The sequence below is a fragment of the Bacillus sp. C-3-6 genome, assembly GCF_054509685.1.
In genome coordinates, this window is record NZ_CM137247.1 from 4,365,839 (window position 1) to 4,392,030 (window position 26,192).

The window sequence follows — 26,192 nt, forward strand, 5'->3', positions numbered from 1 at the left end:
TTTAACCGCTACGCGGTAGAATGTTTGTCATAACGTGTCATGGTCATTTCGACAAATTTTATACATTACGAGTGAAACTGTATATTCTCTACTAATTCATCGTAAATTTTTAGTGCATCATTTTCTTGTTTTTCTTCCAAAGTAGCATAAAGCTTTCTATACATATCGATAGAATCTCTTGAAACTTTACAAGAAAGAGTTGCTACGTAATCATTTACGATCATCCAAATGCGATATAGTAAATAATTATCGACTTGTTCAATAAGTGTTTTAAAGAACGTTTGATGAAGCGTTGGGATTGAGCTTTCATTTTCTTCAAGTACTTGGTGTAATCTACTTAGTACTTTAGAAAACGTTTCTTTCGGTAAATTACATACAATTCGAATCATATCTTTCTCAAGCAATCGTTTTGTTTGTAATAAATCACGAATTGTTTTCTCATCTTGCAGTAAGAACGGAGCAATTAATTGTACAAGACCGTTATCATAAAAGTTTCGAATAAACGTCCCTTCACCACGTCTCGTTTCAATCAATCCTACCAGTTCTAAAGCACGCAATGCTTCTCTTACAGAGGAACGTCCTACGTTTAAACGTGAACTTAACTCGCGCTCAGACGGCAAACGATCCCCCGCTACCAATCCATCCTCTTCCATAATGGAACGAATTTTTTTTACAATTTCGAGATATACTTTTGTATTTGATGATGTCAATGGAAATTCCTCGCTTATTCTTTACCAATCAGCGCTAATTGTTTTGTTTTTTCAGCGATCTCATTTGGATCTACTTGACGGCGAGCTACTCCTGTCTCCATTGCTGCTTTTGCAACGTAAGCCGCTACTTGAGGCGCTACACGCGCGTCAAATGGTGCCGGAATGATATAGTCTGCATTTAACTCGTCTTCTGCTACAAGCTCAGCAATAGCCTGTACAGCTGCCATCTTCATTTCTTCGTTAATTTGTGTCGCATGTACGTCAAGTGCACCGCGGAAAATACCAGGGAACGCCAGTACATTATTTACTTGGTTCGGGAAGTCAGAACGACCTGTTCCAACAACAGCTGCGCCCGCTGCTTTTGCCAATTCTGGCATAATTTCTGGAACTGGATTTGCCATTGCAAAAATAATCGCATTGTCATTCATTATACGAACCATCTCTTCCGTTAATGCACCTTCTGCAGATACACCAATGAATACGTCCGCACCTTGTACAACATCAGCTAAAGAACCTTCTATACGATTCTTATTTGTATATTTTGCAACTTCATCCTTCACCGGATTCATACCTGTAGGACGACCATCATAGATTGCCCCTTTACGGTCACACATAATAATGTCGCGTACACCATAGCGATATAAAAGTTTAATAATTGCAATACCTGCTGCACCTGCGCCATTTGCGACAACTTTAATGTCAGACATTTTCTTTCCAACTAATTTCAGTGCATTTACAAGACCTGCTACTGTTACGATAGCTGTTCCGTGTTGATCATCATGGAAGATAGGAATATTTGTTTCTTTTTTCAAACGCTCTTCAATAATGAAGCAGTTTGGTGCTGCGATATCTTCTAAGTTAACGCCGCCAAAAGTTGGCTCCATTAATTTTACAGTTTCAACAATTTTATCTACATCGTTTGTATTTAAGGCAATCGGGAATGCATCTACACCAGCAAAGCTCTTGAATAATACAGCTTTACCTTCCATTACTGGAAGAGATGCTTCAGGTCCAATGTTACCAAGACCAAGTACAGCTGTTCCGTCTGTCACAACTGCTACCATATTTCCCTTCATCGTATATTCATATACCTTACTTTTATCGTCATAAATTTCTTTACAAGGTTCTGCAACCCCTGGAGAATATGCAAGACTTAAATCTTTTGCATTTTCTACTTTTACTTTTGATACAGTTTCTAATTTTCCTTGATGCACTTTATGCATGTGAAGTGCTTCTTCACGAAGTGTTGACAAACTATCCACTCTCCTCAAATTATTCTTGCTGATATCAATTTCTCCAAGTGGTCTGACCACGAACACTACTACTATAATAATCGAAGTGTAGGGAAATTGTCCATTATATTTTCACAACTACATTTTCTTCCCCGACAATTTCACGAAGTGCTCCTAAACATTCTTCACTTGGATGAATCGATAAACTTCGAGATAATTGTACCATTTTATGTTCCTTTTCATAATAAATTAGTACTTTCGCAAAACCTGAATAGTCGAACAATATTTTCGTAACCTGATTTAAAAGCTTTTTCTCATACTGAGACGGCAATTTCACGTAAACAGATGCGTCTTTCTTTTCTTCATAAACATCCATTTCCTCTAGCGGATATAGTCCATTTACAATCCATTGCAGCTTATGGTTTCTTAGCTCAATCATGCCGTCAACTAAAACAATTGCTCCTTCTTGTAACTTATCCGAGAAATGTATATACGTTTCCGGGAAGAGGACCGCTTCCATTTCATCATTTTGATCACAAAATGTAATAAATGCCATCTTTTGAAACTTTTTCGTACGAATCACTCTCACACTTGTTATATACACAATAGCTCTTTGTACTTTTTTCTTGTGTCGCATCGCCTGAGCGAGAGATGGAATTTCTAATTCTTTTGCTAACTTTACATACTGCGCAGTCGGATAACTTGATAAATAAAAGCCAAGTGCTTCTTTCTCTTTATTTAGTTGTTCAATAAAAGATAGCTCTTCTCCTTGTACGTATTTTGATTTTGGAACAGCATCTCCTAAATCACGCGCGAGATTTGCGTACTCCAACGCCCCTTTAAGACTTTTCCATAAATTTGTTCTCGAAACACCAAAACCATCAAAACATCCCGACCAGACGAAAGCTTCTAAATTGCGCTCTGTTACAAACTTTGACGGCATACGGAGACAAAATTCAAATAAATCTTCGAACATTTTTTTCTCTCGTTCTTCTAATAATGCCGTCACTGTAGCCATTCCAATATTTCGAATCGAAAGTAAACTGTAACGTATCGCATTCCCCTCTATTTGGAAGTTGTAACCACTTTTTTGAAGAGACGGCGGCAAAACATGAAAACCCTTTCGCTTCGTTTCTCGTATATACTGTACAATTTTATCTTCATTTCCAATTGCACTTGATAATAGTGCCGTCATAAATTCCAGCGTATAGTTCGCTTTTAAGTAGGCAAGCTGATATCCGATCATACTGTAAGCTACAGCGTGACTTCGGTTAAAACCGTAATTCGCAAATCTTACAATTAAATCATAAATTTTCTCAGCAGACGTCTCATCGTAACCATTTTGCAAACAACCTTGGACAAAATGCTTACGTTCCTGATCTAAAATATCACGATTCTTTTTACTCACTGCACGGCGCAGTAAATCTGCTTCACCAAGCGAAAACCCTGCTAACTTCGATGCAATTTGCATAATTTGTTCTTGGTATACAATGACGCCGTATGTTCTTTCTAAAATTGGCTTTAAATCCGGATGTAAATATTCAATTTTTCTTTTTCCATGTTTCGATTCAATAAAGGTCGGTATCTGTTCCATCGGTCCCGGTCTGTATAATGAGTTAACAGCTACGATATCTTCAAACTCATTCGGTTTTAACCCGCGAAGTACATTTCGCATACCACCTGACTCAAGCTGGAATACACCTGTTGTATCCCCTCTCCCTAATAATTGGAACGTCTTTTCATCTTGAAGAGGTAAGTTTCTTATATCGATTTCTTTCCCTGTTTTGTTCGCGATAAATTTTATAATATTTTCAAGTAACGTTAAATTACGTAATCCTAAAAAGTCCATCTTAAGCAACCCAAGTTCTTCTAGCGCATCGGCTGGATATTGCGTAACATAAACATCGTTATGTCCTTCTTGAATTGCTACACTGCCTGTTAGCGGTTCTTGACTCATAATAACGCCAGCCGCATGAATAGACGTATGACGTGGTAAACCTTCTACACGTTTTGCGATTTCAAACACACGCTCATGCAGAAGATTCCCTTGTATAAACTCACGAAGTGATTGTGATTCTTCATATGCATCTTTTAACGTTATACCAAGCTTTGATGGGATAAGTTTTGAAAATATATCAATATCTCGCGGCGGAAGCCCCATTACGCGGGCAATGTCTCTAATTGCCGCTTTTGCTGCAAGCGTACCAAACGTTACAATTTGCGCAACACGGAGCTGACCGTATTTATCTTTCACATAGCGAATCATCTCATCACGTCTTACGTCTGGAAAATCAATATCAATATCGGGAAGCGTCACACGTTCAGGATTTAAAAACCTTTCAAATAATAGATCGTATTCAATCGGATCAATATCTGTAATTTCTAATACGTATGAGACGAGTGAACCAGCTGCCGATCCACGACCTGGTCCTGTTAAAATATGATTTTCATGTGCATACTTCATAAAATCCCATACGATGAGGAAATAATCACTAAATCCCATACGAGAAATAACATTTAATTCATGATTTAAACGCTTTATATGCACTTCTTTCGGCGCACCATATCGTTTCCGTAAACCTTCTTCACAAACACGACGCAAGTATATATCACTCGTTTCATTAGACGAAACAGGAAACTTCGGAAGTTGATTTACATGGAACGGTATTTCTACTTGGCAACGCTCTGCAATTTTCATTGTATTTTGGATTGCTTCCGGCGCATGGGAAAATAGTGCTTCCATTTCATCCGATGACTTTAAATAATATTGATCTGTTTTCAGCCTCGGCCTATCTGGATCAGTCATTTTCGTTCCACTTTCAACAGATAGTAAACATTCGTGAACAAGTGCGTCACTTTGATTGATATAGCGCACATCGTTTGTTGCAACGACTGGAATATTAACCCTACTAATAAATTCAGGTAGTTTCTCTTGTAAAAGCAACTCATCTTGAATCGCATGATGCTGCAAACTCATATAAAAATGGCCGAACATATTTTGATATGTGCGAGCTACTTCTTCAGCCTGACTCTCATTGTCTTCTAGTAATAATTGCTCAATTTCGCCATCTTTACCTGGTGAAATAGCAATTAATCCTTTCGCATAATGCGCAAGCCACTTCTTAGGAATACCTTCTTTGGATTTTGTCATAATACTGCTAGAAATCTTTAATAAATTTTGGTAGCCTATTTCATTCTCAGCAAGTAATACAAGCGGATAAGACCTTTCTTCTTCTTCACTAAAAATAGAAGCGGTTAATCCAATAACAGGCTGTATACCATGTTTCTTACATGCTTTATAAAACGGAATAACGCCATACATAACATTTTCATCCGTAATAGCCAGCGATGAAAAACCAAGTTCTTTCGCCCTGACTACAAGCTCATCAATTTTACAAGCACTTTTTAATAAACTAAAAACGGTTTGACATTGTAAATGCACAAACTTCACTGTTGTACCCTCTCTTTACCTATTTGACTACTTTTATTATAGGTGATGAGGAAAGCGGAAATCAAAACATACTTCTTATACTTTGTCCATATATATGAAGAAGAAAGGGGAATGACGATGGATGTAAGAGAACATACTTTTTTCTCTCTGCTTATTATTAGTTATTTTATTGCCTTTGGGGTTATACTTGGCGGTTCATTAATTGGTGGATTTGGTGCGTTTCTTATCGGAAAACCAGCTCTAACTTACATTAATCAATTCGCCCAAAATTTAAGAATTTGGGCACTCGTTGCAGCAATTGGTGGAACATTCGATACCTTTTATAGCTTTGAAAGAAGTTTCTTTGGCGGAGATATGAAAGATATCGTAAAACAAATTCTCCTTATTTTTTTCGCAACTGGTGGTATGCAAACAGGTCTCATTATTATTAAATGGCTAACGCAGGAACATGTATGAGAGTACCAAGTGCCAATACAGCAAAAAGATGGTACTTAGTATTAGCTGGTGCTGCTGTTGGAGGCGTGTTGAGCTGGTTTATTTTTTTGTACATATACGGTGTTTTTCAAGAAGAACAAGCTAGTAAAATAGCAGAACAAAGAGAAATTATAGAAAAACAAGAAGCAAAACTCCACGTCCTTCTCGAAGATCAAGAAAAATTGAACACTGAAAATAAACGGCTCTTAACCATTCAAGAGATTAAAATAAAACTTATCAATCGAGAAAAATACGATTTAGACAATCTTACACTCGAAAATATGACTACATCTATCCATAATGATCTCCAGCATCTTTTAACGAAAAACATTCAAAGTATCGCAAAAAATAAAGACCTACTCAAAAAGGTAATCGAAAACAAAACGTACAAACATTACGATCGACTATACCGTTTTAAAGTCGATACAATATCTTTTGATACAGTGCTTGAAATTAGCATTACTATAGAAAAGGAAAAATAAAGAAGGAGGGCTTTAGCGCCGCTCCTTCTTTTCGTTCTAACATATAGTCCCTTATTTACAAATCTCACGTAAATCAGCAAAAAGACGATCCGCTTCTTCCCAAGAAGATGCCTTGGCACCAGAAGCCATCGGATGTCCTCCGCCGTTATATTGCATTGCCAATTTGTTTATAACTGGTCCTTTTGAACGAAGACGAACACGAATTACGTCGTCTTCCTCTAAAAATAGAACCCACGCCTTTAATCCATCAATATTGCCAAGCGCTCCAACAACACCAGATGCTTCAGAAGGAAGTACATCAAATTCTTCTAATACTTCTTTCGTTAATTTAATGTAAGCTGCTCCTTCTTCTACCATCGTAAAGTTTTGTAAAATATAACCGTTTAAACGAGCAATTTTTTCTTTTGTCTTATACATTTCATTGTATAAATCTGTGAATTTCACACCCATGTCAACAAGCTCACTTACGTAACGAAGTGTTTTTGCTGTCGTATTTGGGAATAAGAAACGACCTGTATCTCCAACAATTCCTGCTAAAATAAGGCGGGCTGCTTCTTTTGTTATTTTTAATCCTTTATCTTTTCCATAGTTATAAAACTCATAAATCATTTCACTTGTCGAACTCGCTGTCGTATCTACCCACGTAATATCTCCATATGGATCTTCATTTGGGTGATGATCAATTTTAATTAACATCTTCCCTTTTGTATAGCGTTGATCGTCAACACGTTCTTGATTCGCAGTATCACAAACAATAACAAGCGCATTTTCGTATATACTATCTTCAATATCATCCATTACTCGTAAGTATGCTAACGACGGTTCATTGTACCCAACCGTATAAATATTTTTCTCTGGAAACGATTCTTTTAGAATTGTACCAAGGCCACCCTGTGAACCTAATGCATCTGGATCCGGACGCACGTGGCGATGAATAATAATTGTATCAAACTCTTTAATTGCTCCTAAAATTTGCTCATGCATATGTATAATCTCCTTTTTAATCAACTTCTTCACTTTATCTCTCATTATAACGGAAAGTATTTCATACATGCGAACAATTGCTTTATAATAAAAGTTAGAAAGTTTAGATATTTCTTTTTTCTCCACTATTTTTTTCATAAAACGATGGGAGTGTTCATTATGCCAGTATTAGTCTTCTGTATTATCGTCTCATTTATGTTGTATCTCTTCTACAAAACAAAATACTTTCGTACAAACCGCCCAATGGAGAAAGGTTGGCTCTCTGGAAAATCCGCAATGGCACTCGGTTCATTCGTCTTATTCTTCGGGATAAACCAATTCTTTTTAGAACTTTCAACCGCTCGTATTATCGTTGGTATCTTATTCGTTCTATTTGGTAGTGCAAGTGCATTTAATGGATTTCGCCAATACAAACATTTCTTACCATTAGCAGTTAAAGAAGCAGAAGTCTATGAAACAACGTAAAAAAGCATCAAAATTGTGATGCTTTTTTACGTCCTCTAACTTTTAAAATCATATATGCGACAAACGCAGATGGTATATTAAATGGGTTACCTTGTACGTGAAAATGTAATTGTTCTTCTCCAAAAGACATTTTTTCATATAGCTCTCGCTGAGATAATCCTGTCTTTTCCTTTTTTTCATGTAAACCTTGTAAATATAAATATTGGATCGGTATCATTACAAGAAAGTAAAATAGTGCGATACTACCAAAAAAGAGTACGGCTGACGACATAATGTATACCACCTTCCATAAATCCATTTTCTTACAATATAATCATAACACAATATACAACCAAATTGAATTACTATTCTGTCTTTTCTTGCGTTACTTTTCCACTCCACCCCATACATATTTCACTAAAACTCTCATCTAAAATCATGCCTTTCAAATTTAAAACAACAAAAAAAATGGAACAAATCAAAACGATTTGTTCCATCTTTTTATTTATCAATTAACTGAACCATAAGTAATGCTTTTCCAACGACATTACCTTCATGATGCACCTCTACATCAACCTTACCAAATTTACGCCCAATTTCTAATACTTTCGGATGAACGGATACAACATTATCAATTTGAACCGGCTTTACGAAATAAATTGTTAAGTTTTCAACAATTAAATCGCTTTTCTTTTGCGCACGAATAACGCGATTTGTCGCTTCTGTCACAATTGTTGCAAATACACCGTACGATAACGTTCCGATTGAGTTCGTCATTTGCGGCGTCACCGAAAATTGATATAGATGCTCATTCTTCGCTTCTTTTGGCGTCATAAATTGATTCGTTACAATATCATCAATTGTTTCTCCAACTTGTGGCTGACGTTGAATCATTTGCAGTGCCTGAAGTACATCTTGACGGCTAATAATACCTTGCAGTTTATTTCCTTCCTCAACGACAGGAAGTAATTCAATTCCTTCCCACACCATCATACGTGCCGCAGCTGCGACAGACATTTTACCGTTCACTGTAATTGGGTGTTTTGTCATTACTTTATCAATTGATGTTTCTTTCGCTACACCGATCATATCTTTTGAAGTTACGATTCCTAGCACCTTTTTATTTTCATCAACAATTGGATATCTTCCGTGCATTGTCTCTTCGTTATATGCATGCCATTGCTGTACAGTATCATTTGGCTTCAAATATAACGTTTCTTCAATTGGCGTTAAAATATCTTCAACGAGTACAATTTCTTTCTTAATAAGTTGGTCATAAATTGCACGGTTAATTAACGTTGCAACCGTAAATGTATCGTAGCTACTTGAAATAATCGGCAGCTTTAATTCGTCTGCTAATTTCTTCACATGATCTTCCGTATCAAATCCGCCCGTAATTAATACAGCGGCTCCAGTTTCTAGCGCTAATTGATGTGCATTCGTACGGTTACCAATAATGAGTAAATTCCCAGCTTCTGTATAGCGCATCATCGCTTCTAATTTCATAGCTCCGATTACGAATTTATTTAATGTTTTATGTAGTCCTTCTCTGCCCCCAAGTACTTGACCGTCGACAATGTTAACGACTTCTGCATATGTCAGTTTTTCGATATTTTCTTTCTTCTTTTGTTCAATTCGAATTGTTCCGACACGTTCAATTGTACTAACATACCCTTTATTTTCTGCATCTTTAATTGCACGGTAAGCTGTCCCTTCACTTACACTCAAATCTTTCGCAATTTGTCTTACAGAAATTTTATGGCCTACTGGCAGGCTATTAATATGTTCTAAAATTTGGTTATGCTTGGTAGCCAAATGGTTTCACCATACTTTCTTTTCCCTAAATTCTTCATGTGTTGTACTTTCAGTATACTATATTTTCAAAACTGTTACACTCTCTCTTTGCATACCTGTACTATTTTTTTTATAACAAAATGACTCTTACATTCCACCAGTCATTCTATTACAACAATGTAATGCTATTGTCATCTCATTCGATAGTTCGCCCACTTGATTACCTATACAATGAAGACAAGAAATAAAACAAAGGAGCGTACACATGATGAAAAAATTTTTAGAGGTTGTAGGTGCTGTATTTTTAGCTTTCGTAGATGGGAAAAAAGTTGCAATGGAATTGAATGAAACACCTGAACAACCACGTACAAAAAGAAAAGAATCACCAAAACAAATACAAGCATTAAAAGCTGTCCTACACACGTAAAAACCCTTCACTTTTCTTTTCAAATGAAGGGTTTCTTTTCTATAGTGTAATACTTTCTCCAGCTTCTAATACTTTCCCTGTACAATTTTGTAGCTTTTCTACAAATTGATATGGATCTTGTTCAATAACTGGGAACGTATTGTAATGCATCGGTACAACAGTTTTCGCATTAATCCATTTTGCCGCTAGTACAGCATCTTCTGGTCCCATTGTGAAATTATCACCAATTGGTAAAAATGCTAGATCAACTTTATTTAATTCCCCAATTAACTTCATATCAGAGAATAGTGCAGTATCTCCTGCGTGGTACACTGTTTTCTCTTCTGCTGTAAATAAAATACCTGCTGGCATACCTGTATATGTAATCGTCTTATTTGCTTCATCAATATAACTAGAGCCGTGGAATGCTTGTGTAAACTTCACTTTTCCGAAGTCAAATTCATGTGAACCACCAATATGCATCGGATGTGTATTTACACCTTGCCAACTTAAAAATGTTGCTAGTTCAAATGGCGCTACAACAACTGCATTATTTTTCTTCGCAAGTTCTACTGTATCTCCAACATGATCACCGTGTCCATGCGATAAAAGGATTGCATCCACTTTTACATCTTCAGCTTTTAAATCTGTTTTCGGATTACCTGTTAAAAACGGGTCAATTAAAATAACTTTTCCATTCGCCTCAATTTTCACAACTGAATGCCCATGATAAGATACTTTCATTATTACATTCCTCCCCTATTCACATTCTCACTTTTTATTCTACATGATTTTTCAATTCCCTGTCTTTTCTAACATCTATTTACTTGTCATAACGCTTTCTTCCGAGTTAAAGTTATATTTGTAATTAAATATCTCGGGGGTGCCAATCGATGAATGCTAGATTAGAAAATTTAATGCAATGGCTAAAAGAAAAAAACGTAGAAGCTGCGTTCTTAACTTCTACACCGAACGTCTTCTACATGACGAACTTCCACTGTGAACCGCATGAAAGATTACTTGGTATGTTTGTATTCCAAGAAAAAGAACCTATTTTAATTTGTCCTAAAATGGAAGAAGGTCAAGCACGTAACGCTGGCTGGGCACATGAAATTATTGGATTTACTGATACTGACAGACCATGGGATATGATTGCAAAAGCAATTAAAGACCGCGGCATCAATGCAAATGCAGTTGCAATTGAAAAAGAACATTTAAACGTAGAGCGCTACGAAGAATTAACGAAATTATTCCCAAATGCAACTTTCAAATCAGCTGAGGAGAAAGTTCGCGAACTTCGTTTAATTAAAGATGAAAAAGAACTTTCTATTTTACGCGAAGCAGCTAAAATGGCGGACTACGCTGTTGAAGTTGGTGTAAATGCAATTAAAGAAAACCGTAGCGAGCTAGAAGTATTAGCAATTATTGAACATGAATTAAAAACAAAAGGCATACATAAGATGTCATTTGATACGATGGTATTAGCGGGTGCAAATTCTGCTCTTCCACACGGTATTCCTGGCGCAAACAAAATGAAGCGCGGTGATTTCGTACTATTTGATTTAGGTGTAATCATTGAAGGTTATTGCTCTGATATTACACGTACAGTAGCATTCGGTGAGATTTCTGAAGAGCAAACTCGCATTTACAATACTGTACTTGCTGGACAACTACAAGCAGTTGAAGCATGTAAACCAGGTGTTACACTTGGCGCAATCGATAACGCTGCTCGTTCTGTTATCGCAGATGCAGGTTACGGAGACTTCTTCCCGCACCGACTTGGTCATGGACTTGGAATTAGCGTACACGAATATCCAGATGTAAAAGCTGGTAACGAGTCTCCATTAAAAGAAGGTATGGTCTTCACAATCGAACCTGGTATTTACGTACCAAACGTAGGTGGCGTTCGTATTGAAGATGATATTTACATTACAAAAGACGGATCAGAAATTTTAACGAAATTCCCGAAAGAATTACAATTTGTAAAATAATAAAAAGGCAGCGTGAATGCTGCCTTTTTTTATTCCTCTACTATTTCAAATTTCTCTACAATCATTCTTGCTGGATAGCTTTCAAGTATTTGAGAAAACCATACTTTTATTTTATCCCCTGTTTTTAACTGTTTATATGCGTCTTTGTCCTTAAAGCTCAAGACTATATGTGATGGATGCTCTTTATTCATTTGTTGTTCTATATAATTTTGTAACTCTACTTTTGTGTTAAACGTTTTATCATCGACAAAAAATACCGTGTCATTTCTTAATATGATATACCCTTCTTTAGGGACTTCTTTTACCGTTACCTGCTCTACTTGTTTTGTAGTACAAGCTGATAATATGACTAGAAATACACTTAAAAACATAACAATTTTCATATGCCTATTCATTTTTAACTCCTTACTTTAGGCTATTTCAAATTTAACACCATCTTCTCCTCATACTTATCATCCCATTTAATTACAACTTCTATCGGTTCATCTTTAGATAGAGGTGCACAACTTACACAAGAAGATTTTATTTCAACCCTTGCTCCTTTATGAACTTCTGACGTTTGTGTCATTGTACTAAAGGCTCCATTAATAGCAATCTCTAAGTTTTTAAATTCTGTATTCCCATCTCCGCCCTTGTACTGAAACGTAAACATTCCATCTTCACTGTCATCCTTAATATGCCCTTTATATTGTCCAGTCCAACTTTTGCTCTCGCTAGAAAAATTAACATACGAAATGGAACAGCTTCCTAAAAAGAAAATACTAATAAAAAAGAATAATGCTCTCTTCATAATGCCCCCTCCATTCAAATGCACTTATTTATCCCGCATTTACGGACAGTAAGATCCCCACATCAAAATTCGGTGAAAGCAAAGAAGTTAGGTGGGGAATCCCCCCCACTAATTAAAGTTTCACTTCATTGCCTATTCCTTCCTTTTATTATACTATTAAAATACAGAATTTTCTAAAACAGGAGGTTTATATGTTACAACAACAGTTAGAAGAAATTCGTAATAATAATTACATCATAGATAACACACTTCATATTGATTCTTTAAGTTCCAGTATGCTTGAACATATCGGTGTTACTGATAGCTACTTAAGGGACAAACTCATCTACTCTACTTTTTATCATCTCATCAAAAATCGCTACCTTTCACACACACAATTACAGAAACTATTATTAGAAAGCATCGATGAAAAATATTTATTGTATAAGATTCATTCAGATGATGAAGATGCTGTATTTACTCGTGCATTTACGACCTTATTAATTGCGCTCATTATAGATGCAGATACAACTCATAATTTCTTATCACAGAATGATATTTTAACTGTAAAAGATCAATTAATTTTATATATGAACAATGAACATGATTTCCGCGGATATGTGCAAGACCACGGCTGGGCACATAGTATCGCACATGCTTCCGATACATTTGAGGCGCTTGTTCATAGTCCTAAACTAGAAACTTTACATTACGAAGAGATATTAAAAACTTTGTTAAACAAAGTTTTTATCCATTCTATTTACTATAAATACGAAGAAGACGAGCGTCTCGTTTATCCGATTGTCGCAATGCTGCAAAATGGCCTAAAAGAAGAAATACTCATATTAGCCCTTCGTGACTTAGTAGCTCAATTACTGGTCCAAAAACAAGCACTACCTATTGAATCGTACGAGTTTTTATATGGAAATACAAAATCTTTCTTACGTAGCTTATTTTTCAGACTACGCACACTTTCTATATGTGAAGAAACCGAATTCGAAATTGAAAAATTGCTACAAGAGCTTCCAAAATATTATTAAAAAAGAAGGCCACTCAAAAAGTGCCTTCTTCTATTTCACTAATATTTAATTGAAATTTCACGATCCAAACTGAGAAAAGGTGGACAAGAAGCGCAAACGCCATACATGCTCCACTTAAAAAAGTTAGTATAGGATGCGAATACACGTGCCCCAATCCATAGGATATCGCCACGAAAAACATTGTTATGTAAATATAAATTGCTCCATGTATTTGCCTCATATAAACCTCCTTTTCCCATATTATAACATAAATTTTCTGATTATTCACATTAATTACTTGTAATCAATATTTCTCAACTGTTACACCTCTTACAGCAGCCTTAATATACGGTGACCCTTGTAAACTTTGTAAATCCTCTGTTTTTCCTGTTACGACTATACCGTATATTGGTAGATCTTTTGGTTTGGTGTTTTTTATTTCTTTATCCCGCATTAACGGGCAGTAAGACCTCACATCAAAATTCAGCGGAAGCAAGAAGTTAGATGGGGGATGAACCCCACACTGATTAAAGTTTCACTTTATAGTTTATCCTAAAATATTCTCAGTATCCCTCTTTATTTTCACTTAAAGACATCCAAATGCAGCTTTTATAAATTGTTTCATAATAAAAAGCACATCCATTTTGATGCGCTTCTCTGAAATACTATTCTATTATTTCATCGCTTCCTTCACAACATCTTGAATCATAACAACTTCTGTTTTCATATCAATAGACGGTGCTTCTTCATCGATACATTCATACCAAAATGCTAAGTGCTTTTTATCAATTTCATGATGCGAATTTTCGACAAAAATACCACCTTCTCCTTGCACAGAATACCAATATAAGTACTCTTCTCCATCTCTTATTTCCCGGAAAATTGTCTCAACGTACATTTTTTCGTCGTTTAATGTCAAAAGCACTTCTTTCAAATTGTCATTAAGAAGCTGCATCCATTCATCTACTCGATGACTCTTACCAGGCTTAACTTTAAATCTTGTTAATTCTACATTCATTTTTATTCCCCCGTTTTCTTACGTACAAACAAACTATATTCTATTGGATGATAAAAACTTAATTTACTAGCTAATTTTCGCGAAGGAATATTGTCTACATAACAATCCCAGCTCGGTATAATGTCATTTTGCATGCAATGTTCAATGAACCTTGTTGCAACAGCTTGAGCTAATCCTTTCCCTTGATGTGCTTCATGTGTTGCAATATCTATTTCAGCAAAACCATTCCCGCTAAATATTGAGACACATTCAGCTACAATTATCCCATCTTGTTCTATACAAAATCCAAAACCACTGTTCAAAAACGTTTCTTTTGATCCCCAATACTCTTTGTAGTACTCCTCTTTAAATTCACTGCTGCGCTCTATATCTCTTCTATCAATACGCTTCACTTCATATGTATTTTTGTTAAAATCTCGTTGACTCTCTTCAAAGGTTACGCTTTGAAATTTCATTCGCGGGATGTCCCGAAGTACATTACTAAAACGCTCTTCTATCATCATTTCCCACTCTTCACTCGAAGTGAACAGTGTAAATCTCTTCTCTGTTTTTTCAATAGCCGTTTTTAAATATGAAAATAACTCTTCGTTATAATTTTGATCATCCGTATCACCAAATAAATAATAGATACCGTTAGCTGTAATAATTAATCCTGCTGTTAATTGCCCGTTTATAAAAACCTCGCCATCTATCATTTGATCACATACCGCATAAGCAAACGTCGTCGTTCTTGTATTACCTTCTAAAACCGGAAGAACTTTTCTATAATCGGCTACAGATAATTTTTTCATAATTGCTCCACTTTAATCGTATCAGCCTCTATATGTTCAAAACAAAGATTTACCGTTCTCTTTAATGCTCTCGTTCTATGAATCGTACATGCTGGAATTAAAATAGAATCATTTGGCTTTAAAACCGCTGTTTCTCCATCTTCAAAATCAATAAGTAATTCTCCCTCTAGCACAATAAATAATTCATCCGAATTAGAATGATAGTGCCAATCATATTCACCAGTAAATACAGCGATTCGTAAACAATGACTGTTTATATTTGAAACGACGAAGTTTTTATGTTGATCTTGAATGTCTTTTGTTAATTCTATTAAGTTCACAGTTTCCATATTTCATTCCATCCTTTCGTTAGTCGTTCTTCTGAAAAATTAACTTAATCTCCACCACCTCCGCAATCTCCTCCACCATCACTTGAGCTACTACAATCACTGCTACTGTAGTGACCGAATCCACTTGATGAGCTTGAAGCGTATAAAGATTTTTTGCTTCTTTTTCTATCTTTTTTACTTTCATGACTAGGCCATACTGTAGCAAAGAGTATAACGAATAAGGCTAATTCTATTACAACAAGTATAAATTCTAGAATGCTCTCAATAATATTGGGAGTTATCCCAAAACTGTAAAGCACTCCAAATGAATACATACACAAAATTACATACAGAGCCATACAAATATACCGGAATGTTTTTTCTATCATAATGACTACTTTTTGTGAAAAAGGTATGTTCTGTTTCTGTTTTTTCTTTATTTACTTTTGTCTTTTAGCTTGCTTTTGCTTCCTTTTTTTACTCCCCATTGAATCCCCTCTTTTATTATATAATTCTAAATTATCATAATAAAAATCGATTTACACCAATAAATAACAATTATTCACATGTTATTTCCCCATATAAAAAAGACCCTCCTTATGAAAAGGAAGGCCTCAAATGTATTTCTATTATGATAAAGCAGGAGCTTTTTCAAGTAGCTCTTTCGCATCAGCGTATTGTAAGCCGTGAGCTTCTGCAACTGCTTCGAATGTTACATATCCATCTAATGTGTTAATACCTTTTAATAATGCAGAGTTGCCTAGGCAAGCATCTTTATAGCCTTTGTTCGCAATTTGTACTGCATATGGTACTGTTACGTTTGTTAATGCAAGAGTTGACGTACGCGGAACCGCACCTGGCATATTAGCAACTGCATAATGAACAACGCCATGTTTTTCGTAAGTTGGGTTGTCATGAGTTGTAATACGATCAGTTGTTTCGAAAATACCACCTTGGTCAATCGCAATATCTACAACGACAGAACCTGGTTCCATTGATTGAATCATTTCTTCAGTTACAAGTTTTGGCGCTTTTGCACCTGGAATTAATACTGCTCCAATAACAAGGTCAGATTCTTTAACAGCTTCTGCAATGTTGTATGGATTAGACATTAATGTTTTTACTTGGTTACCGAAAATATCATCTAATTGACGAAGACGTTCTGCACTTAAGTCAATGATTGTTACATCTGCACCTAAACCTACTGCAATCTTAGCTGCATTTGTACCAGCTTGACCACCGCCGATGATTGTTACTTTGCCGCGTTTTACCCCTGGAACGCCTGCAAGTAAAATACCTTTACCGCCTTTGTTTTTCTCAAGGAATTGTGCACCGATTTGTGCAGACATACGACCAGCTACTTCACTCATAGGTGCAAGTAATGGTAAAGAACGATTGTCTAATTGTACTGTTTCGTATGCAATTGATGCAACTTTGTTATCGATTAATGCTTTCGTTAATTCTGGCTCTGGAGCTAAGTGTAAGTAGGTGAATAAAATTAAACCTTCACGGAAATAGCCGTATTCACTTGCTACTGGCTCTTTTACCTTCATAACCATATCTTGATTCCATGCTTCTTCAGCAGTTTCTACAAGTTTCGCACCAGCTTGTACGTATTCTTCATCCGTAAAACCAGATCCTAAACCTGCTCCTTTTTGAACAAAAACTTCATGACCATTTTGTACTAAATGTACTGCTCCCGCTGGCGTCATTGCCACACGGTTTTCATTGTTTTTAATTTCTGTTGGAATACCGATACGCATGATTAGTTCCCCCTTGAGTTATGAAATGACCCCTGAATCATTTTTTAAAGCGCTTTCTACGCTCTTATATTTTAACATAATATCTCAATATTTGACAAAAAAATAATACAAGTTTTCCGATAGATTTAATTTTATATTAAAAGACAGTATTATCCGCACCTCTCAGCACAATGGATAAACTGTCCAATTATTTGAAACTTCATCTTATTTTATTCTATCGATGTCTATGAATAACATCCACTGCACCAGTCACTTCAATAATTGTACCGGTAATCATATCGGAATCGTCCTCACATAAAAACGAAATGGTTCTTGCAATATCTTCACCTGTTCCAGATCTACCAATCGGTGTGTTATGCTCTTTTAGCTGACGTGCTTCTTGAATAGTCGCCTCTTTCATATCGCCAATAATATCACCAGGACATACCATGTTCGCAGTAATACCATACTCCGCTTCTTCATAAGCAACTGTTTTCGTTAATGAAACAAGTCCTACTTTCGCTGCGGCAAAAGCTGAACGATAAATCCATCCCGGTGCACTATCCGCCCCTTGAAATCCGTAATTAATAATACGGCCAAAGTTCTGTTTTCTCATGACCGGAACAACAAGTTTTAATAAATGAAATACCGCTGTTAAATTTCCCTGAATCATTTCATTCCATTCATCTTCTTCATAATCAACTAACTTTTTTCGTTCAAATACATATGGACCAGCATTATTAATTAAAAAGTCAATTTTGCCAAAACGGCTCATCGCTTCTTCTACTATTTTATGTAAATCTTCCTTCTTCGTGACATCTGCTTGCACGAATTGTAGACGCTCTTCCACATCTTTATATGTTTCTTTCATCGTTTCCATAGCCGTGATATCGCTATGGTACGTTACTGTTACTGAATAGCCTTTAGCCAATAACTTTTCTGTTACTTGCTTTCCTAAACCTTTCGTACCGGCTGTAATGAGCGCATGTCTCACAAAACTGCCCCCTTTTAAATTGCTATACTTCATATGTAACAAGTTCTCGCTCCAATTACAACTAAAATGAATTGAAACAGAGTTTTCAAAATTCTGTAACGTTTCTGGCAAGCACGTTACCAAAATTTGTTTTATAATTAAGTTGTAAACAGTTATAAAACAGATTGGGAGGAATTTACTATGAATAATACATATACAAATATTTTAATCGCGGTGGATGGTTCTAAAGAAGCAGAAAAAGCCTTTAAAAAAGCAATTCAAGTCGCAAAGCGCAACAATGCAACATTAACAATCGCTCATATCGTTGATGTAAAAGCGTACTCAGCAGTAGAGGCTTATAGCCGTGCAATTGCTGAACGTGCAAATCTATTTGCAGAAGACTTATTAGAAGACTACAAAAAAACTGCGCTTGAAGCTGGTCTTGAAAAAATTGAAACTGTATTAGAATTTGGTAATCCTAAATCTAAAATTTCAAAAGAAATCGCTCCAAACCATAAAGTAGATTTAATTATGTGTGGTGCGACTGGTTTAAATGCTGTTGAACGCTTCCTAATCGGTAGCGTCTCTGAACATATTATTCGCTATGCGAAATGCGATGTCCTTGTTGTTCGTGGTGATGAGGAGCAAGGTGATCTTTAATTTATAGATAAAACACCAAGTCCACATATTTTACCGAAGGATAAGGAAAATTAAGTTCGAGGCTCGAATGAACAATAAACACATATTGTTAAACAATGATAATAAACTAAAAAAGGGGTGGGAAATCCACTCCTTTTTTCACGACATGCCTTTATTTTTATTCATAGGAATAAATCTTCTCTGTTTTTCTCTACTCTTGTATGGATTTTAAAATATCAATCCACTCCACAAAATCAAAGAACACTTCAAAATCCCCATTTTCCAATTGATTATTTAATAAACTTTAAACTGTATTCTACTTAATTCTTTGAGCGATTGGATGGTCATCTTTTAATTGTAACAAATCCCATAAATTCCCGTATAAATCTTTGAATACTGCAACTGTTCCATATTCTTGCTCTTGCGGTTCTCTCACAAATTCTATTCCTCTTGAGATCATTTCATTATAATCTCTCCAAAAATCGTCAGTATTTAAGAAAAGAAAAACTCTACCGCCTGATTGGTTACCGATAAAAGAATCTTGCTCAGGTTTAGATGCTCTAGCCAGTAGTATTGTCGTGCCGACTGAACCAGGAGGAGATACCACTACCCATCTTTTATTTTGCTCTGGCTGATATATATCTTGGACCAATGTAAAATTTAGTTTCTTTGTATAAAACTCTATTGCCTCATCGTAGTCTTTTACTACTAATGCGATATGAACTATTGATTGAACCATTATTATTCCTCCTATTATTACTAAACAAATTATAGTATAACATTTCTTACTTTAATCTATCTGTTAGTTTAATAACACTGGCCCTTGTTTTTCTTCTTATAACAATACATGAAAGACTGTATTCAGTAGCATGTAGTTATTAAATAGGTTATTCCTTTCTTAAATCATTACAGAAACGACTTTATTGTTACTTTGATGAATGTAGTGATAAAAAACAAGCGTATCAAACTAAGTGTTTCTACACTTTAAAACTACATTGTTAAACAACATGTGTCGTCGTGTAGTATATCTTATATATTTTTAACTATTTTAAATTCAGTGTTACATATTAGACTTCGTGTTTTCATTTTATAAACTTCACTATAAACACAAGACATGCTACGACAACAACGGTAATTGCCAACACATAGGGCGGAAGAAACTTCAAAGACCATAATGCCATCATAATCGTCGCAACCGTTAAGTACGTTCGTCTTGCACCTTCTGTCATTTTTTTACGAAATAAGAAAACGTACAAATAACCAATTGGTGGCGTAATAAAGCAAAGAACGTATATGATTTTTGATTTTAAATACCACTTTTGTTCTCCAAGTTTCTTTATATCTTCTTCTATTCTCTTATGCTCTTGTTCTTTCGCTTCTTCTACAAGCGGATTTTCCCCTTCGCCTCGCTTTTCTTTCATATAAGGAAGAAAGTGCATAAAAAAATAGTATGCGAATACGAATGCTCCAAATCCAATATTTACTCTTTCTAATGGAATATGTTCACTAAAAAAAGCAGCAGTAAGCACTACAGACAAACAGTATGTCATCATCCAAAATGAACGTTTTCTCTTTTTCCGTTCCATTTCTTTTTTGCCTTGTATATCTTTTCTTTTCGAAAGCCATATAGAAATAAAGCAATCTACTACAAATAGAGCAAAAATAAATATCGCAACGTGTACTGTTTCTAAATCCTCAAATGAAAAGATATTTGGGAATGCAACATGCAATACAATTAGCGTGTACAAAATTAGCCCTATAAAATAAATACGTCTCATTTTTCATCCCTTTCTTATTTCCTAACATTACGTTAACATACATTTTTTAGAAATAGACGGACAAAATATATATGTGTAAAAAAGGAGGATGCTATATGGATGATTCTGAACGCATTATTTTAGACGTGAACGGAAAAGAAATTGAAATGCTAGATACAATTCGCACTCATTTTAAAGAGAAACATGGCGTTGAACTAAGTAATGGTGCATTGCTTCGTGATTTGATGGATATTGAGTATATTCGAATTACAGAAGATCGACATAAGTATGATTAATTTTGGGCTATAAAAAAAGAAGGTAAGCTTCTCTCCATCAAGATTAGCGTACCTTCTTCCCTATAAAATCAATCAACTTCTAACAAACTCTCCAACTAACCCCTTCGCCTTCTCCAAAGCGTTTTTGATTTGTTCAAACCCTGTCCCACCAGCACTATTACGACGCTTTACAGCCGCATATGGTGAAAGAACTTCATACAAATCTTCTTCAAATAAAGAGCTCATTTCTTGATATGTTTCAAGCGGGACATCTAATAAATAAATTCCTTTTTGTGTGCAATGTAGCACTAACTTCCCAACAATTTCATGAGCTTGACGGAATGGTAGTCCTTTGTTTGCTAAGTAGTCGGCAATTTCTGTTGCGTTGGAGAAATCTTGCGTCACAGCTTGCCCCATTTTTTCTTTGTTTACAGTCATCGTTTCAAGCATGCCCGCCATAATATGAAGGCATCCTTCTACTGTTTTGACTGTATCAAACATTCCTTCTTTATCTTCTTGTAAGTCTTTATTGTAAGCGAGTGGTAATCCTTTCATTACTGTAAGTAAACTGAATAAATTACCGTATACTCTGCCTGTTTTACCACGGATTAGTTCCGCCATATCCGGATTTTTCTTTTGCGGCATAATGCTGCTTCCTGTCGCGTATTGATCGCTCATTTCAATAAATTGAAACTCTTGGCTACTCCATAAAATAAGTTCTTCACAAAAGCGTGATAAGTGCATCATAAGCATAGATGAGTTACTTAAAAACTCCAGTATGAAATCACGATCACTTACTGCATCTAAACTATTTTCATAGATTCCATTAAACCCAAGAAGTTCCGCACTATATTCTCGGTCGATCGGGAATGTCGTCCCAGCTAGCGCTCCTGCTCCTAATGGGGAGATATTAATACGCTTTAATGAATCTTCATAACGATTCACATCACGCTCTAACATCCAAAAGTAAGCAAGAATATGATGAGCAAATGAAATCGGCTGGGCACGCTGTAAATGCGTATAGCCAGGCATAATTGTCTCAATGTTATTTTCTGCTTGATGAACAAGAACAGTTTGCAATTGTTTTGTAGCTTTTATAATATGTTCTACCTTTTCTTTTAAATACAAATGCATATCTGTCGCCACTTGATCGTTACGACTTCGGCCTGTATGAAGTTTCCCTCCTACTTCACCGATTTTTTCAATTAACATCTTTTCAATATTTAAATGAATATCTTCAGCTTCAACCGAAAAATGCAATTTATTTTGTTTCGCTTCTTCTAATAAATATTGAAGACCTATCTTTATTTTCTCTGCCTCTTCTTTCGTAACGATGCCTTGCTTTGCTAGCATCGTTACGTGTGCAATACTTCCTTTTATATCTTGATTTACTAATTGTTGATCGAAAGAGATGGATGCTCCGAACTCTTCAACCCACGCTTCCGCTTCTTCTGTAAAACGTCCACCCCAAAGTTTGCTCACGCTTCCACCTTCTTTTGATTCACTTGGCTGTATACTTTCGTCGGTAAACCGAATAATGAAATGAATCCAACTGCTGCATCATGATTAAATTCATCTTGAGCAGTATATGTTGCTAATTTTTCATCGTATAAAGAGTATTCAGATTTACGTCCTTCTACAATCGCATGACCTTTAAATAATTTCACACGCACTGTACCTGTTACATTCTTTTGCGTTTCTTGTAAAAATGCATGAAGCGCTTGTTTTAAAGGCGAGAACCATAAACCATTATAAATAAGTTCTGTTATTTTCTGTTCAATCACTGGTTTAAAATGTGCTACTTCTTTTACGTGTGTTAAATCTTCCAACTCTTTATGCGCAGTGATTAACGTCATTGCTGCTGGGCATTCGTATACTTCACGAGATTTAATACCGACAAGACGATTTTCTACGTGATCAATACGTCCAACGCCGTGTTTTCCAGCAAGCGCATTTAACGTTTTAATTAATTCTGCAAGTGAATATGCAGTGCCATTTAAAGTAGTCGGTACTCCTGCTTCAAATCCGATTTCTACAAACTCTGGTTTATTCGGTGTATCTTCTAATGCCAATGTCATCTCATATGCATCTTCTGGCGGCGCTGCCCATGGATCTTCTAAAATTCCACATTCGTTGCTGCGTCCCCATAAGTTTTGATCGATTGAAAACGGGCTATCTAAATTAATCGGAATTGGTACATCGTTTTCTTTTGCATATGCAATTTCTTCTTCACGTGACCATTTCCATTCACGTACAGGCGCAATCACTTCTAAGTAAGGATTTAATGCTTGGATAGAAACTTCAAAACGAACTTGGTCATTTCCTTTCCCTGTACATCCGTGTGCAACTGCAGTTGCACCTTCTTGTTCTGCGATTTCTACTAATTTCTTCGCAATAAGCGGACGAGATAATGCAGAGACAAGAGGGTATTTCCCTTCGTATAATGTGTGTGCTTGCATCGCCATCAATGCATATTCATTCGCAAATTCTTCTTGGACATCCACCATATATGATTTAATTGCACCTACTGAAAGTGCCTTTTCTTTTACAAATGCTAAGTCTTTTCCTTCCCCTAAGTCTAAACAAAGCGCGATAATATCATAATTCTTCTCTTGTAACCATTTAATTGCAACGGAAGTATCAAGACCTCCGGAATATGCTAATACAACTTTTTTCTTCTCCATTTTGCATCCCCCTAAAGAATAAATATTCATTTTATTTTATAATAATTCACACTTTACCACCTTTCACAAAATGTATCAATAGTCATTTTCAAATTTTTTCAAACAATTTCGTCGAACTTCTTTCTGTTTTTATGTACAATATAAGCAGGAAAACGGGGGTGAACTTATGGAAAAGTATTTCTTATACGATGAACATCTAGGAATTGAAATTCCACATTTACAAGAAGACTGGGAAGAAATCCCCGAAAAAATGCAACATGCTATTTTACTAAAATGGGAACAAGTTCGCGGGAAAATTCCTGATCGTATAAAAGAACTTGAGCACTATATTAATACAAAACAACATTATTTAAATAACGAAGAAGACTTCGAAGTTTCTTGTAAACTAAATTCAGAAATTGCCGATCTTGCTTCCATCATTAATGACCTTTGGCTTTGGTATCGACTCACTCAAAATGTATCTGAGGGGAAAGCACACCAATGAAAAAAGCATGCCCCTCAATTACTTTGGGTCATGCTTTTTTGTCGTAACATGATTTACAATATATTTCTTGTGCTGTTTTCGCCAAACATACATCGAATGGACCAACTAATATACTTCTTTCTTCCGGCAACTTTACAAAAGCAACAAGCTCTTCTTCATATTGAATTTTTTCTGACATGAAATGCATATTAATTCTTTTCTTTTGAACATGTCTTTTAGCATACCTTCACTCTCCCCTTCATCTATCTATATTAATATACTCTCATAATAGTTAAGACTTGTAAAAAAATGACACATTCTGAATCGAATGATTCATATACTATGTAAAAAAGGAGGTTTAAAGCTTATGCGTGCTTTCGTTATTATCGCTTTAACTTTTTTAAGTGTGATTAGTTGGGATGCGTTTTTTAAAGATAAAAGTGATGAAAAGAACACAACGGAATAAAACCCTTTTTTTCTTACTTATTGGACAAACCGTTATAAACTGTCCAATCCTCCGAAATAACTTAGGCTTTTCTACAAAAATATTTAAACATAACATTTTTTGTAGATTCCCTCCGTTTATTGTCGGTTTCCATCCGCATACATTTTTTAAAAGTATGATATAATAGTATAAATCTTGAAGGAAGGGATTTTGATATCATGATCGCTCGAAGGAGCATGTGGCATCGTATTGACGAATCATACACGTAGCGTATTTTTTAGCTCAGATACTTTAGTCTAGCGAAAAAAATACGAGAGTGGGGAAATTATGATTGCCCGAAGGATAATTTGGCAAAAAAAAGACTCTTCTTACACATAGCGTTTTGTTTAGGACTTAATTGTTACTAACTAAACAAAACAAAGAAGAGCAGGATTGCTAAATGACGAATCCTACTCCACGTTTTGTTTAGTCGTTTTAAGACTTAAACTAAAACGAAGGTAGGGAGAATTGATGGACGAGAGGATTATTCGTTATTTCTTCAGCGACATATAGCGTAGTTAGTTTTTTCGTAAACTAACTGAAAGCTACATGTGAGCTCGTAGTTAGTTTACAACACAAAAAGGACTACTAACTACGGAAAGAAGGAATAACGATGAGGAACATCCAAAGTCGGCAAATTATTAAAGAAATTTTTATGGTTTTAATCGGTTCATTTATTTTAGCAGCAGCGCTATATCACATTCACTTCCAAAACCACTTAACAGAAGGTGGCTTTGTAGGAATTGCACTATTCATTCAAAACTTTTATGATATTTCACCATCTATTTCAACTGTATTAATGGATATCCCAATTATTTTACTGTGTGCTTCATTTTTAGGTAGAAAAATGGTTGGCTACTCATTCTTAGGTTCAATTTCATTCGGAGTATTTTATTCCTTTATGGAAAATTATTCTCCATTTACGGTAGATTTATCAAATAACTTATTTATAGCTGCAGTAGTTGGCGGTGCGTTAGCTGGTATTGGACTCGGTTTTATATTGCGATTTGGCGGTGCAACCGGTGGAGACGATATTTTAACAATTGTATTAAGTAAACGAACTCGTTTTACAATTGGGCAAATTTTCTTCGTCTTTGACGCGATTGTTCTTGCGCTTTCATTATATTATTTAAATTGGACAGAAATTGCTTTTACTATTCTTTCGATTGCCGTACAGGCAAAAACATTGGATTTAATTTATTATCCAAAAACAGAAAAAACAGCAGAAAAGCAGCCAGTATCTGTTCCAATGTCCAAAAAACATGCAACAAATTAAAAAAGCGAAAGGCTTCGGCCTCTCGC

The 26,192-nt window shown here is 35.6% G+C and carries 30 protein-coding genes and 2 pseudogenes; 10 read left to right on the top strand and 22 right to left on the bottom strand.

The features are described 5' to 3' along the window. Nucleotides 1-65 precede the first annotated feature (65 nt). The 3 genes from ACW0JX_RS22400 to dnaE all read right to left on the bottom strand — a co-directional run bounded on the left by ACW0JX_RS22400 (nt 66) and on the right by dnaE (nt 5,393). Nucleotides 66-710 carry a FadR/GntR family transcriptional regulator gene (locus ACW0JX_RS22400; RefSeq protein WP_000204444.1) on the bottom strand — a complete coding sequence of 215 codons (645 nt, stop codon included), beginning with the start codon at nt 708-710 and terminating at the stop codon, nt 66-68. Nucleotides 711-724: 14 nt separating this feature from the next. Beyond that, entirely contained in the window at nt 725-1,933 is a 1,209-nt protein-coding gene (locus tag ACW0JX_RS22405) for an NAD(P)-dependent malic enzyme (RefSeq protein ID WP_459245792.1), read from the bottom strand. 133 nt (nt 1,934-2,066) lie between these two features. After that, nucleotides 2,067-5,393 carry a DNA polymerase III subunit alpha gene (gene dnaE, locus ACW0JX_RS22410; RefSeq protein ID WP_088024382.1) on the bottom strand — a complete coding sequence of 1,109 codons (3,327 nt, stop codon included), beginning with the start codon at nt 5,391-5,393 and terminating at the stop codon, nt 2,067-2,069. Between the two features lie 42 nt (nt 5,394-5,435). On the opposite strand from dnaE, the gene ACW0JX_RS22415 reads away from it, so the two are divergent. Together ACW0JX_RS22415 and ytrI are read left to right on the top strand one after the other, a co-directional pair. Beyond that, nucleotides 5,436-5,849 (top strand): YtrH family sporulation protein, encoded by a 414-nt coding sequence (locus ACW0JX_RS22415; RefSeq protein ID WP_002005839.1) that lies wholly within the window; start codon nt 5,436-5,438, stop codon nt 5,847-5,849. Then, on the top strand, nt 5,846-6,349 hold the full coding sequence (gene ytrI, locus ACW0JX_RS22420; protein ID WP_001265736.1) for a sporulation membrane protein YtrI: 504 nt from the start codon (nt 5,846-5,848) through the stop codon (nt 6,347-6,349). Before ACW0JX_RS22415 ends, ytrI begins: the two co-directional genes overlap by 4 nt. 51 nt (nt 6,350-6,400) lie before the next feature. Here the strand turns inward: ytrI and ACW0JX_RS22425 are convergent, their stop codons facing one another. Then, nucleotides 6,401-7,333: a DHH family phosphoesterase gene (locus ACW0JX_RS22425; protein WP_053563565.1), complete on the bottom strand. Its 933-nt coding sequence runs from the start codon at nt 7,331-7,333 to the stop codon at nt 6,401-6,403. Between the two features lie 159 nt (nt 7,334-7,492). Here ACW0JX_RS22425 and ACW0JX_RS22430 point away from each other — a divergent pair, with 159 nt between their 5' ends. Further along, complete coding sequence (locus tag ACW0JX_RS22430) at nt 7,493-7,798, top strand: YtpI family protein (RefSeq protein ID WP_459245069.1); 306 nt, start codon at nt 7,493-7,495, stop codon at nt 7,796-7,798. A gap of 7 nt (nt 7,799-7,805) precedes the next feature. On the opposite strand, the gene ACW0JX_RS22435 is transcribed toward ACW0JX_RS22430, so the two are convergent. Both ACW0JX_RS22435 and ACW0JX_RS22440 read right to left on the bottom strand, forming a co-directional pair. Further along, the gene (locus ACW0JX_RS22435; protein WP_000093046.1) at nt 7,806-8,069 is read right to left on the bottom strand and encodes a DUF3949 domain-containing protein; all 264 of its coding nucleotides are present in this window, start codon (nt 8,067-8,069) and stop codon (nt 7,806-7,808) included. A 209-nt stretch (nt 8,070-8,278) separates the two neighbouring features. Beyond that, complete coding sequence (locus ACW0JX_RS22440; protein ID WP_069356286.1) at nt 8,279-9,592, bottom strand: DRTGG domain-containing protein; 1,314 nt, start codon at nt 9,590-9,592, stop codon at nt 8,279-8,281. Between the two features lie 244 nt (nt 9,593-9,836). Between ACW0JX_RS22440 and ACW0JX_RS22445 the strand changes: the two genes are divergently transcribed. Then, on the top strand, nt 9,837-9,998 hold the full coding sequence (locus ACW0JX_RS22445; protein ID WP_000976017.1) for a hypothetical protein: 162 nt from the start codon (nt 9,837-9,839) through the stop codon (nt 9,996-9,998). A 39-nt stretch (nt 9,999-10,037) separates the two neighbouring features. Here the strand turns inward: ACW0JX_RS22445 and ACW0JX_RS22450 are convergent, their stop codons facing one another. Beyond that, nucleotides 10,038-10,721, bottom strand: coding sequence for a metal-dependent hydrolase (locus ACW0JX_RS22450; protein ID WP_000868922.1), 684 nt, complete (start codon nt 10,719-10,721; stop codon nt 10,038-10,040). 149 nt (nt 10,722-10,870) lie between these two features. Here ACW0JX_RS22450 and pepQ point away from each other — a divergent pair, with 149 nt between their 5' ends. Beyond that, nucleotides 10,871-11,968 carry a Xaa-Pro dipeptidase gene (gene pepQ / locus ACW0JX_RS22455; RefSeq protein ID WP_459245070.1) on the top strand — a complete coding sequence of 366 codons (1,098 nt, stop codon included), beginning with the start codon at nt 10,871-10,873 and terminating at the stop codon, nt 11,966-11,968. Nucleotides 11,969-11,997: 29 nt separating this feature from the next. Here the strand turns inward: pepQ and ACW0JX_RS22460 are convergent, their stop codons facing one another. Together ACW0JX_RS22460 and ACW0JX_RS22465 are read right to left on the bottom strand one after the other, a co-directional pair. Continuing rightward, on the bottom strand, nt 11,998-12,363 hold the full coding sequence (locus ACW0JX_RS22460) for a DUF3221 domain-containing protein (RefSeq protein WP_459245071.1): 366 nt from the start codon (nt 12,361-12,363) through the stop codon (nt 11,998-12,000). Between the two features lie 20 nt (nt 12,364-12,383). Continuing rightward, nucleotides 12,384-12,758 (bottom strand): hypothetical protein, encoded by a 375-nt coding sequence (locus tag ACW0JX_RS22465; RefSeq protein ID WP_459245072.1) that lies wholly within the window; start codon nt 12,756-12,758, stop codon nt 12,384-12,386. 191 nt (nt 12,759-12,949) lie between these two features. On the opposite strand from ACW0JX_RS22465, the gene ACW0JX_RS22470 reads away from it, so the two are divergent. Continuing rightward, complete coding sequence (locus tag ACW0JX_RS22470) at nt 12,950-13,777, top strand: DUF2785 domain-containing protein (protein ID WP_459245073.1); 828 nt, start codon at nt 12,950-12,952, stop codon at nt 13,775-13,777. Between the two features lie 13 nt (nt 13,778-13,790). On the opposite strand, the gene ACW0JX_RS22475 is transcribed toward ACW0JX_RS22470, so the two are convergent. The 8 genes and pseudogenes from ACW0JX_RS22475 to ACW0JX_RS22510 all read right to left on the bottom strand — a co-directional run bounded on the left by ACW0JX_RS22475 (nt 13,791) and on the right by ACW0JX_RS22510 (nt 18,642). Further along, the gene (locus ACW0JX_RS22475; RefSeq protein WP_001248905.1) at nt 13,791-13,997 is read right to left on the bottom strand and encodes a hypothetical protein; all 207 of its coding nucleotides are present in this window, start codon (nt 13,995-13,997) and stop codon (nt 13,791-13,793) included. A gap of 63 nt (nt 13,998-14,060) precedes the next feature. After that, nucleotides 14,061-14,201: pseudogene (locus ACW0JX_RS22480) on the bottom strand (anti sigma factor C-terminal domain-containing protein); the annotation flags it as partial. 228 nt (nt 14,202-14,429) lie between these two features. Beyond that, nucleotides 14,430-14,774: a DUF6176 family protein gene (locus ACW0JX_RS22485; protein ID WP_001100204.1), complete on the bottom strand. Its 345-nt coding sequence runs from the start codon at nt 14,772-14,774 to the stop codon at nt 14,430-14,432. A 2-nt stretch (nt 14,775-14,776) separates the two neighbouring features. Then, nucleotides 14,777-15,565, bottom strand: a complete 789-nt coding sequence (locus ACW0JX_RS22490; RefSeq protein ID WP_078400665.1) for a GNAT family N-acetyltransferase — start codon at nt 15,563-15,565, stop codon at nt 14,777-14,779. Then, the gene (locus tag ACW0JX_RS22495; RefSeq protein WP_000450933.1) at nt 15,562-15,894 is read right to left on the bottom strand and encodes a cupin domain-containing protein; all 333 of its coding nucleotides are present in this window, start codon (nt 15,892-15,894) and stop codon (nt 15,562-15,564) included. Before ACW0JX_RS22495 ends, ACW0JX_RS22490 begins: the two co-directional genes overlap by 4 nt. A 44-nt stretch (nt 15,895-15,938) precedes the next feature. Beyond that, the gene (locus ACW0JX_RS22500; RefSeq protein WP_459245793.1) at nt 15,939-16,313 is read right to left on the bottom strand and encodes a hypothetical protein; all 375 of its coding nucleotides are present in this window, start codon (nt 16,311-16,313) and stop codon (nt 15,939-15,941) included. A gap of 189 nt (nt 16,314-16,502) precedes the next feature. Continuing rightward, entirely contained in the window at nt 16,503-17,636 is a 1,134-nt protein-coding gene (ald, locus tag ACW0JX_RS22505; protein ID WP_001219401.1) for an alanine dehydrogenase, read from the bottom strand. 214 nt (nt 17,637-17,850) lie between these two features. After that, nucleotides 17,851-18,642 carry an SDR family oxidoreductase gene (locus ACW0JX_RS22510; protein WP_002024902.1) on the bottom strand — a complete coding sequence of 264 codons (792 nt, stop codon included), beginning with the start codon at nt 18,640-18,642 and terminating at the stop codon, nt 17,851-17,853. A gap of 147 nt (nt 18,643-18,789) precedes the next feature. Between ACW0JX_RS22510 and ACW0JX_RS22515 the strand changes: the two genes are divergently transcribed. Then, complete coding sequence (locus tag ACW0JX_RS22515; protein ID WP_001066672.1) at nt 18,790-19,248, top strand: universal stress protein; 459 nt, start codon at nt 18,790-18,792, stop codon at nt 19,246-19,248. A gap of 295 nt (nt 19,249-19,543) precedes the next feature. Here ACW0JX_RS22515 and ACW0JX_RS22520 read toward each other — a convergent pair whose 3' ends face one another. Together ACW0JX_RS22520 and ACW0JX_RS22525 are read right to left on the bottom strand one after the other, a co-directional pair. Then, nucleotides 19,544-19,966 carry a VOC family protein gene (locus tag ACW0JX_RS22520; RefSeq protein WP_000250791.1) on the bottom strand — a complete coding sequence of 141 codons (423 nt, stop codon included), beginning with the start codon at nt 19,964-19,966 and terminating at the stop codon, nt 19,544-19,546. A gap of 343 nt (nt 19,967-20,309) precedes the next feature. Continuing rightward, nucleotides 20,310-21,005, bottom strand: a complete 696-nt coding sequence (locus ACW0JX_RS22525; protein ID WP_089171834.1) for a hypothetical protein — start codon at nt 21,003-21,005, stop codon at nt 20,310-20,312. A 95-nt stretch (nt 21,006-21,100) separates the two neighbouring features. On the opposite strand from ACW0JX_RS22525, the gene ACW0JX_RS22530 reads away from it, so the two are divergent. Further along, nucleotides 21,101-21,280 (top strand): hypothetical protein, encoded by a 180-nt coding sequence (locus tag ACW0JX_RS22530; protein ID WP_000342760.1) that lies wholly within the window; start codon nt 21,101-21,103, stop codon nt 21,278-21,280. A gap of 72 nt (nt 21,281-21,352) precedes the next feature. On the opposite strand, the gene argH is transcribed toward ACW0JX_RS22530, so the two are convergent. Together argH and ACW0JX_RS22540 are read right to left on the bottom strand one after the other, a co-directional pair. Then, on the bottom strand, nt 21,353-22,741 hold the full coding sequence (gene argH / locus ACW0JX_RS22535; protein ID WP_097821763.1) for an argininosuccinate lyase: 1,389 nt from the start codon (nt 22,739-22,741) through the stop codon (nt 21,353-21,355). Then, complete coding sequence (locus tag ACW0JX_RS22540; RefSeq protein ID WP_423117026.1) at nt 22,738-23,943, bottom strand: argininosuccinate synthase; 1,206 nt, start codon at nt 23,941-23,943, stop codon at nt 22,738-22,740. Before ACW0JX_RS22540 ends, argH begins: the two co-directional genes overlap by 4 nt. Nucleotides 23,944-24,109: 166 nt before the next feature. On the opposite strand from ACW0JX_RS22540, the gene ACW0JX_RS22545 reads away from it, so the two are divergent. Next, a complete protein-coding gene (locus ACW0JX_RS22545; protein WP_000417218.1) occupies nt 24,110-24,427 on the top strand; it encodes a hypothetical protein in 318 nt (105 codons plus the stop codon). Between the two features lie 28 nt (nt 24,428-24,455). Here the strand turns inward: ACW0JX_RS22545 and ACW0JX_RS22550 are convergent. Continuing rightward, nucleotides 24,456-24,649 (bottom strand): annotated as a pseudogene (locus ACW0JX_RS22550) (hypothetical protein). A gap of 854 nt (nt 24,650-25,503) precedes the next feature. On the opposite strand from ACW0JX_RS22550, the gene ACW0JX_RS22555 reads away from it, so the two are divergent. Further along, the gene (locus tag ACW0JX_RS22555; protein ID WP_001244515.1) at nt 25,504-26,166 is read left to right on the top strand and encodes a YitT family protein; all 663 of its coding nucleotides are present in this window, start codon (nt 25,504-25,506) and stop codon (nt 26,164-26,166) included. The last annotated feature ends 26 nt before the right edge of the window (nt 26,167-26,192 follow it).

What these genes read in the sequence shown, in the direction of transcription:
- ACW0JX_RS22405 (WP_459245792.1), bottom strand. Translation starts at nt 1,933, where the DNA reads ATGCATAAAGTGCATCAAGGAAAATTAGAAACTGTATCAAAAGTAAAA.
- ytrI (WP_001265736.1), top strand. Translation starts at nt 5,846, where the DNA reads ATGAGAGTACCAAGTGCCAATACAGCAAAAAGATGGTACTTAGTATTA.
- ACW0JX_RS22425 (WP_053563565.1), bottom strand. Translation starts at nt 7,333, where the DNA reads ATGCATGAGCAAATTTTAGGAGCAATTAAAGAGTTTGATACAATTATT.
- ACW0JX_RS22430 (WP_459245069.1), top strand. Translation starts at nt 7,493, where the DNA reads ATGCCAGTATTAGTCTTCTGTATTATCGTCTCATTTATGTTGTATCTC.
- ACW0JX_RS22435 (WP_000093046.1), bottom strand. Translation starts at nt 8,069, where the DNA reads ATGTCGTCAGCCGTACTCTTTTTTGGTAGTATCGCACTATTTTACTTT.
- ACW0JX_RS22445 (WP_000976017.1), top strand. Translation starts at nt 9,837, where the DNA reads ATGATGAAAAAATTTTTAGAGGTTGTAGGTGCTGTATTTTTAGCTTTC.
- ACW0JX_RS22450 (WP_000868922.1), bottom strand. Translation starts at nt 10,721, where the DNA reads ATGAAAGTATCTTATCATGGGCATTCAGTTGTGAAAATTGAGGCGAAT.
- pepQ (WP_459245070.1), top strand. Translation starts at nt 10,871, where the DNA reads ATGAATGCTAGATTAGAAAATTTAATGCAATGGCTAAAAGAAAAAAAC.
- ACW0JX_RS22460 (WP_459245071.1), bottom strand. Translation starts at nt 12,363, where the DNA reads ATGAATAGGCATATGAAAATTGTTATGTTTTTAAGTGTATTTCTAGTC.
- ACW0JX_RS22465 (WP_459245072.1), bottom strand. Translation starts at nt 12,758, where the DNA reads ATGAAGAGAGCATTATTCTTTTTTATTAGTATTTTCTTTTTAGGAAGC.
- ACW0JX_RS22470 (WP_459245073.1), top strand. Translation starts at nt 12,950, where the DNA reads ATGTTACAACAACAGTTAGAAGAAATTCGTAATAATAATTACATCATA.
- ACW0JX_RS22475 (WP_001248905.1), bottom strand. Translation starts at nt 13,997, where the DNA reads ATGAGGCAAATACATGGAGCAATTTATATTTACATAACAATGTTTTTC.
- ACW0JX_RS22485 (WP_001100204.1), bottom strand. Translation starts at nt 14,774, where the DNA reads ATGAATGTAGAATTAACAAGATTTAAAGTTAAGCCTGGTAAGAGTCAT.
- ACW0JX_RS22490 (WP_078400665.1), bottom strand. Translation starts at nt 15,565, where the DNA reads ATGAAAAAATTATCTGTAGCCGATTATAGAAAAGTTCTTCCGGTTTTA.
- ACW0JX_RS22495 (WP_000450933.1), bottom strand. Translation starts at nt 15,894, where the DNA reads ATGGAAACTGTGAACTTAATAGAATTAACAAAAGACATTCAAGATCAA.
- ald (WP_001219401.1), bottom strand. Translation starts at nt 17,636, where the DNA reads ATGCGTATCGGTATTCCAACAGAAATTAAAAACAATGAAAACCGTGTG.
- ACW0JX_RS22510 (WP_002024902.1), bottom strand. Translation starts at nt 18,642, where the DNA reads ATGAAGTATAGCAATTTAAAAGGGGGCAGTTTTGTGAGACATGCGCTC.
- ACW0JX_RS22515 (WP_001066672.1), top strand. Translation starts at nt 18,790, where the DNA reads ATGAATAATACATATACAAATATTTTAATCGCGGTGGATGGTTCTAAA.
- ACW0JX_RS22520 (WP_000250791.1), bottom strand. Translation starts at nt 19,966, where the DNA reads ATGGTTCAATCAATAGTTCATATCGCATTAGTAGTAAAAGACTACGAT.
- ACW0JX_RS22525 (WP_089171834.1), bottom strand. Translation starts at nt 21,005, where the DNA reads ATGAGACGTATTTATTTTATAGGGCTAATTTTGTACACGCTAATTGTA.
- ACW0JX_RS22530 (WP_000342760.1), top strand. Translation starts at nt 21,101, where the DNA reads ATGGATGATTCTGAACGCATTATTTTAGACGTGAACGGAAAAGAAATT.
- ACW0JX_RS22540 (WP_423117026.1), bottom strand. Translation starts at nt 23,943, where the DNA reads ATGGAGAAGAAAAAAGTTGTATTAGCATATTCCGGAGGTCTTGATACT.
- ACW0JX_RS22545 (WP_000417218.1), top strand. Translation starts at nt 24,110, where the DNA reads ATGGAAAAGTATTTCTTATACGATGAACATCTAGGAATTGAAATTCCA.
- ACW0JX_RS22555 (WP_001244515.1), top strand. Translation starts at nt 25,504, where the DNA reads ATGAGGAACATCCAAAGTCGGCAAATTATTAAAGAAATTTTTATGGTT.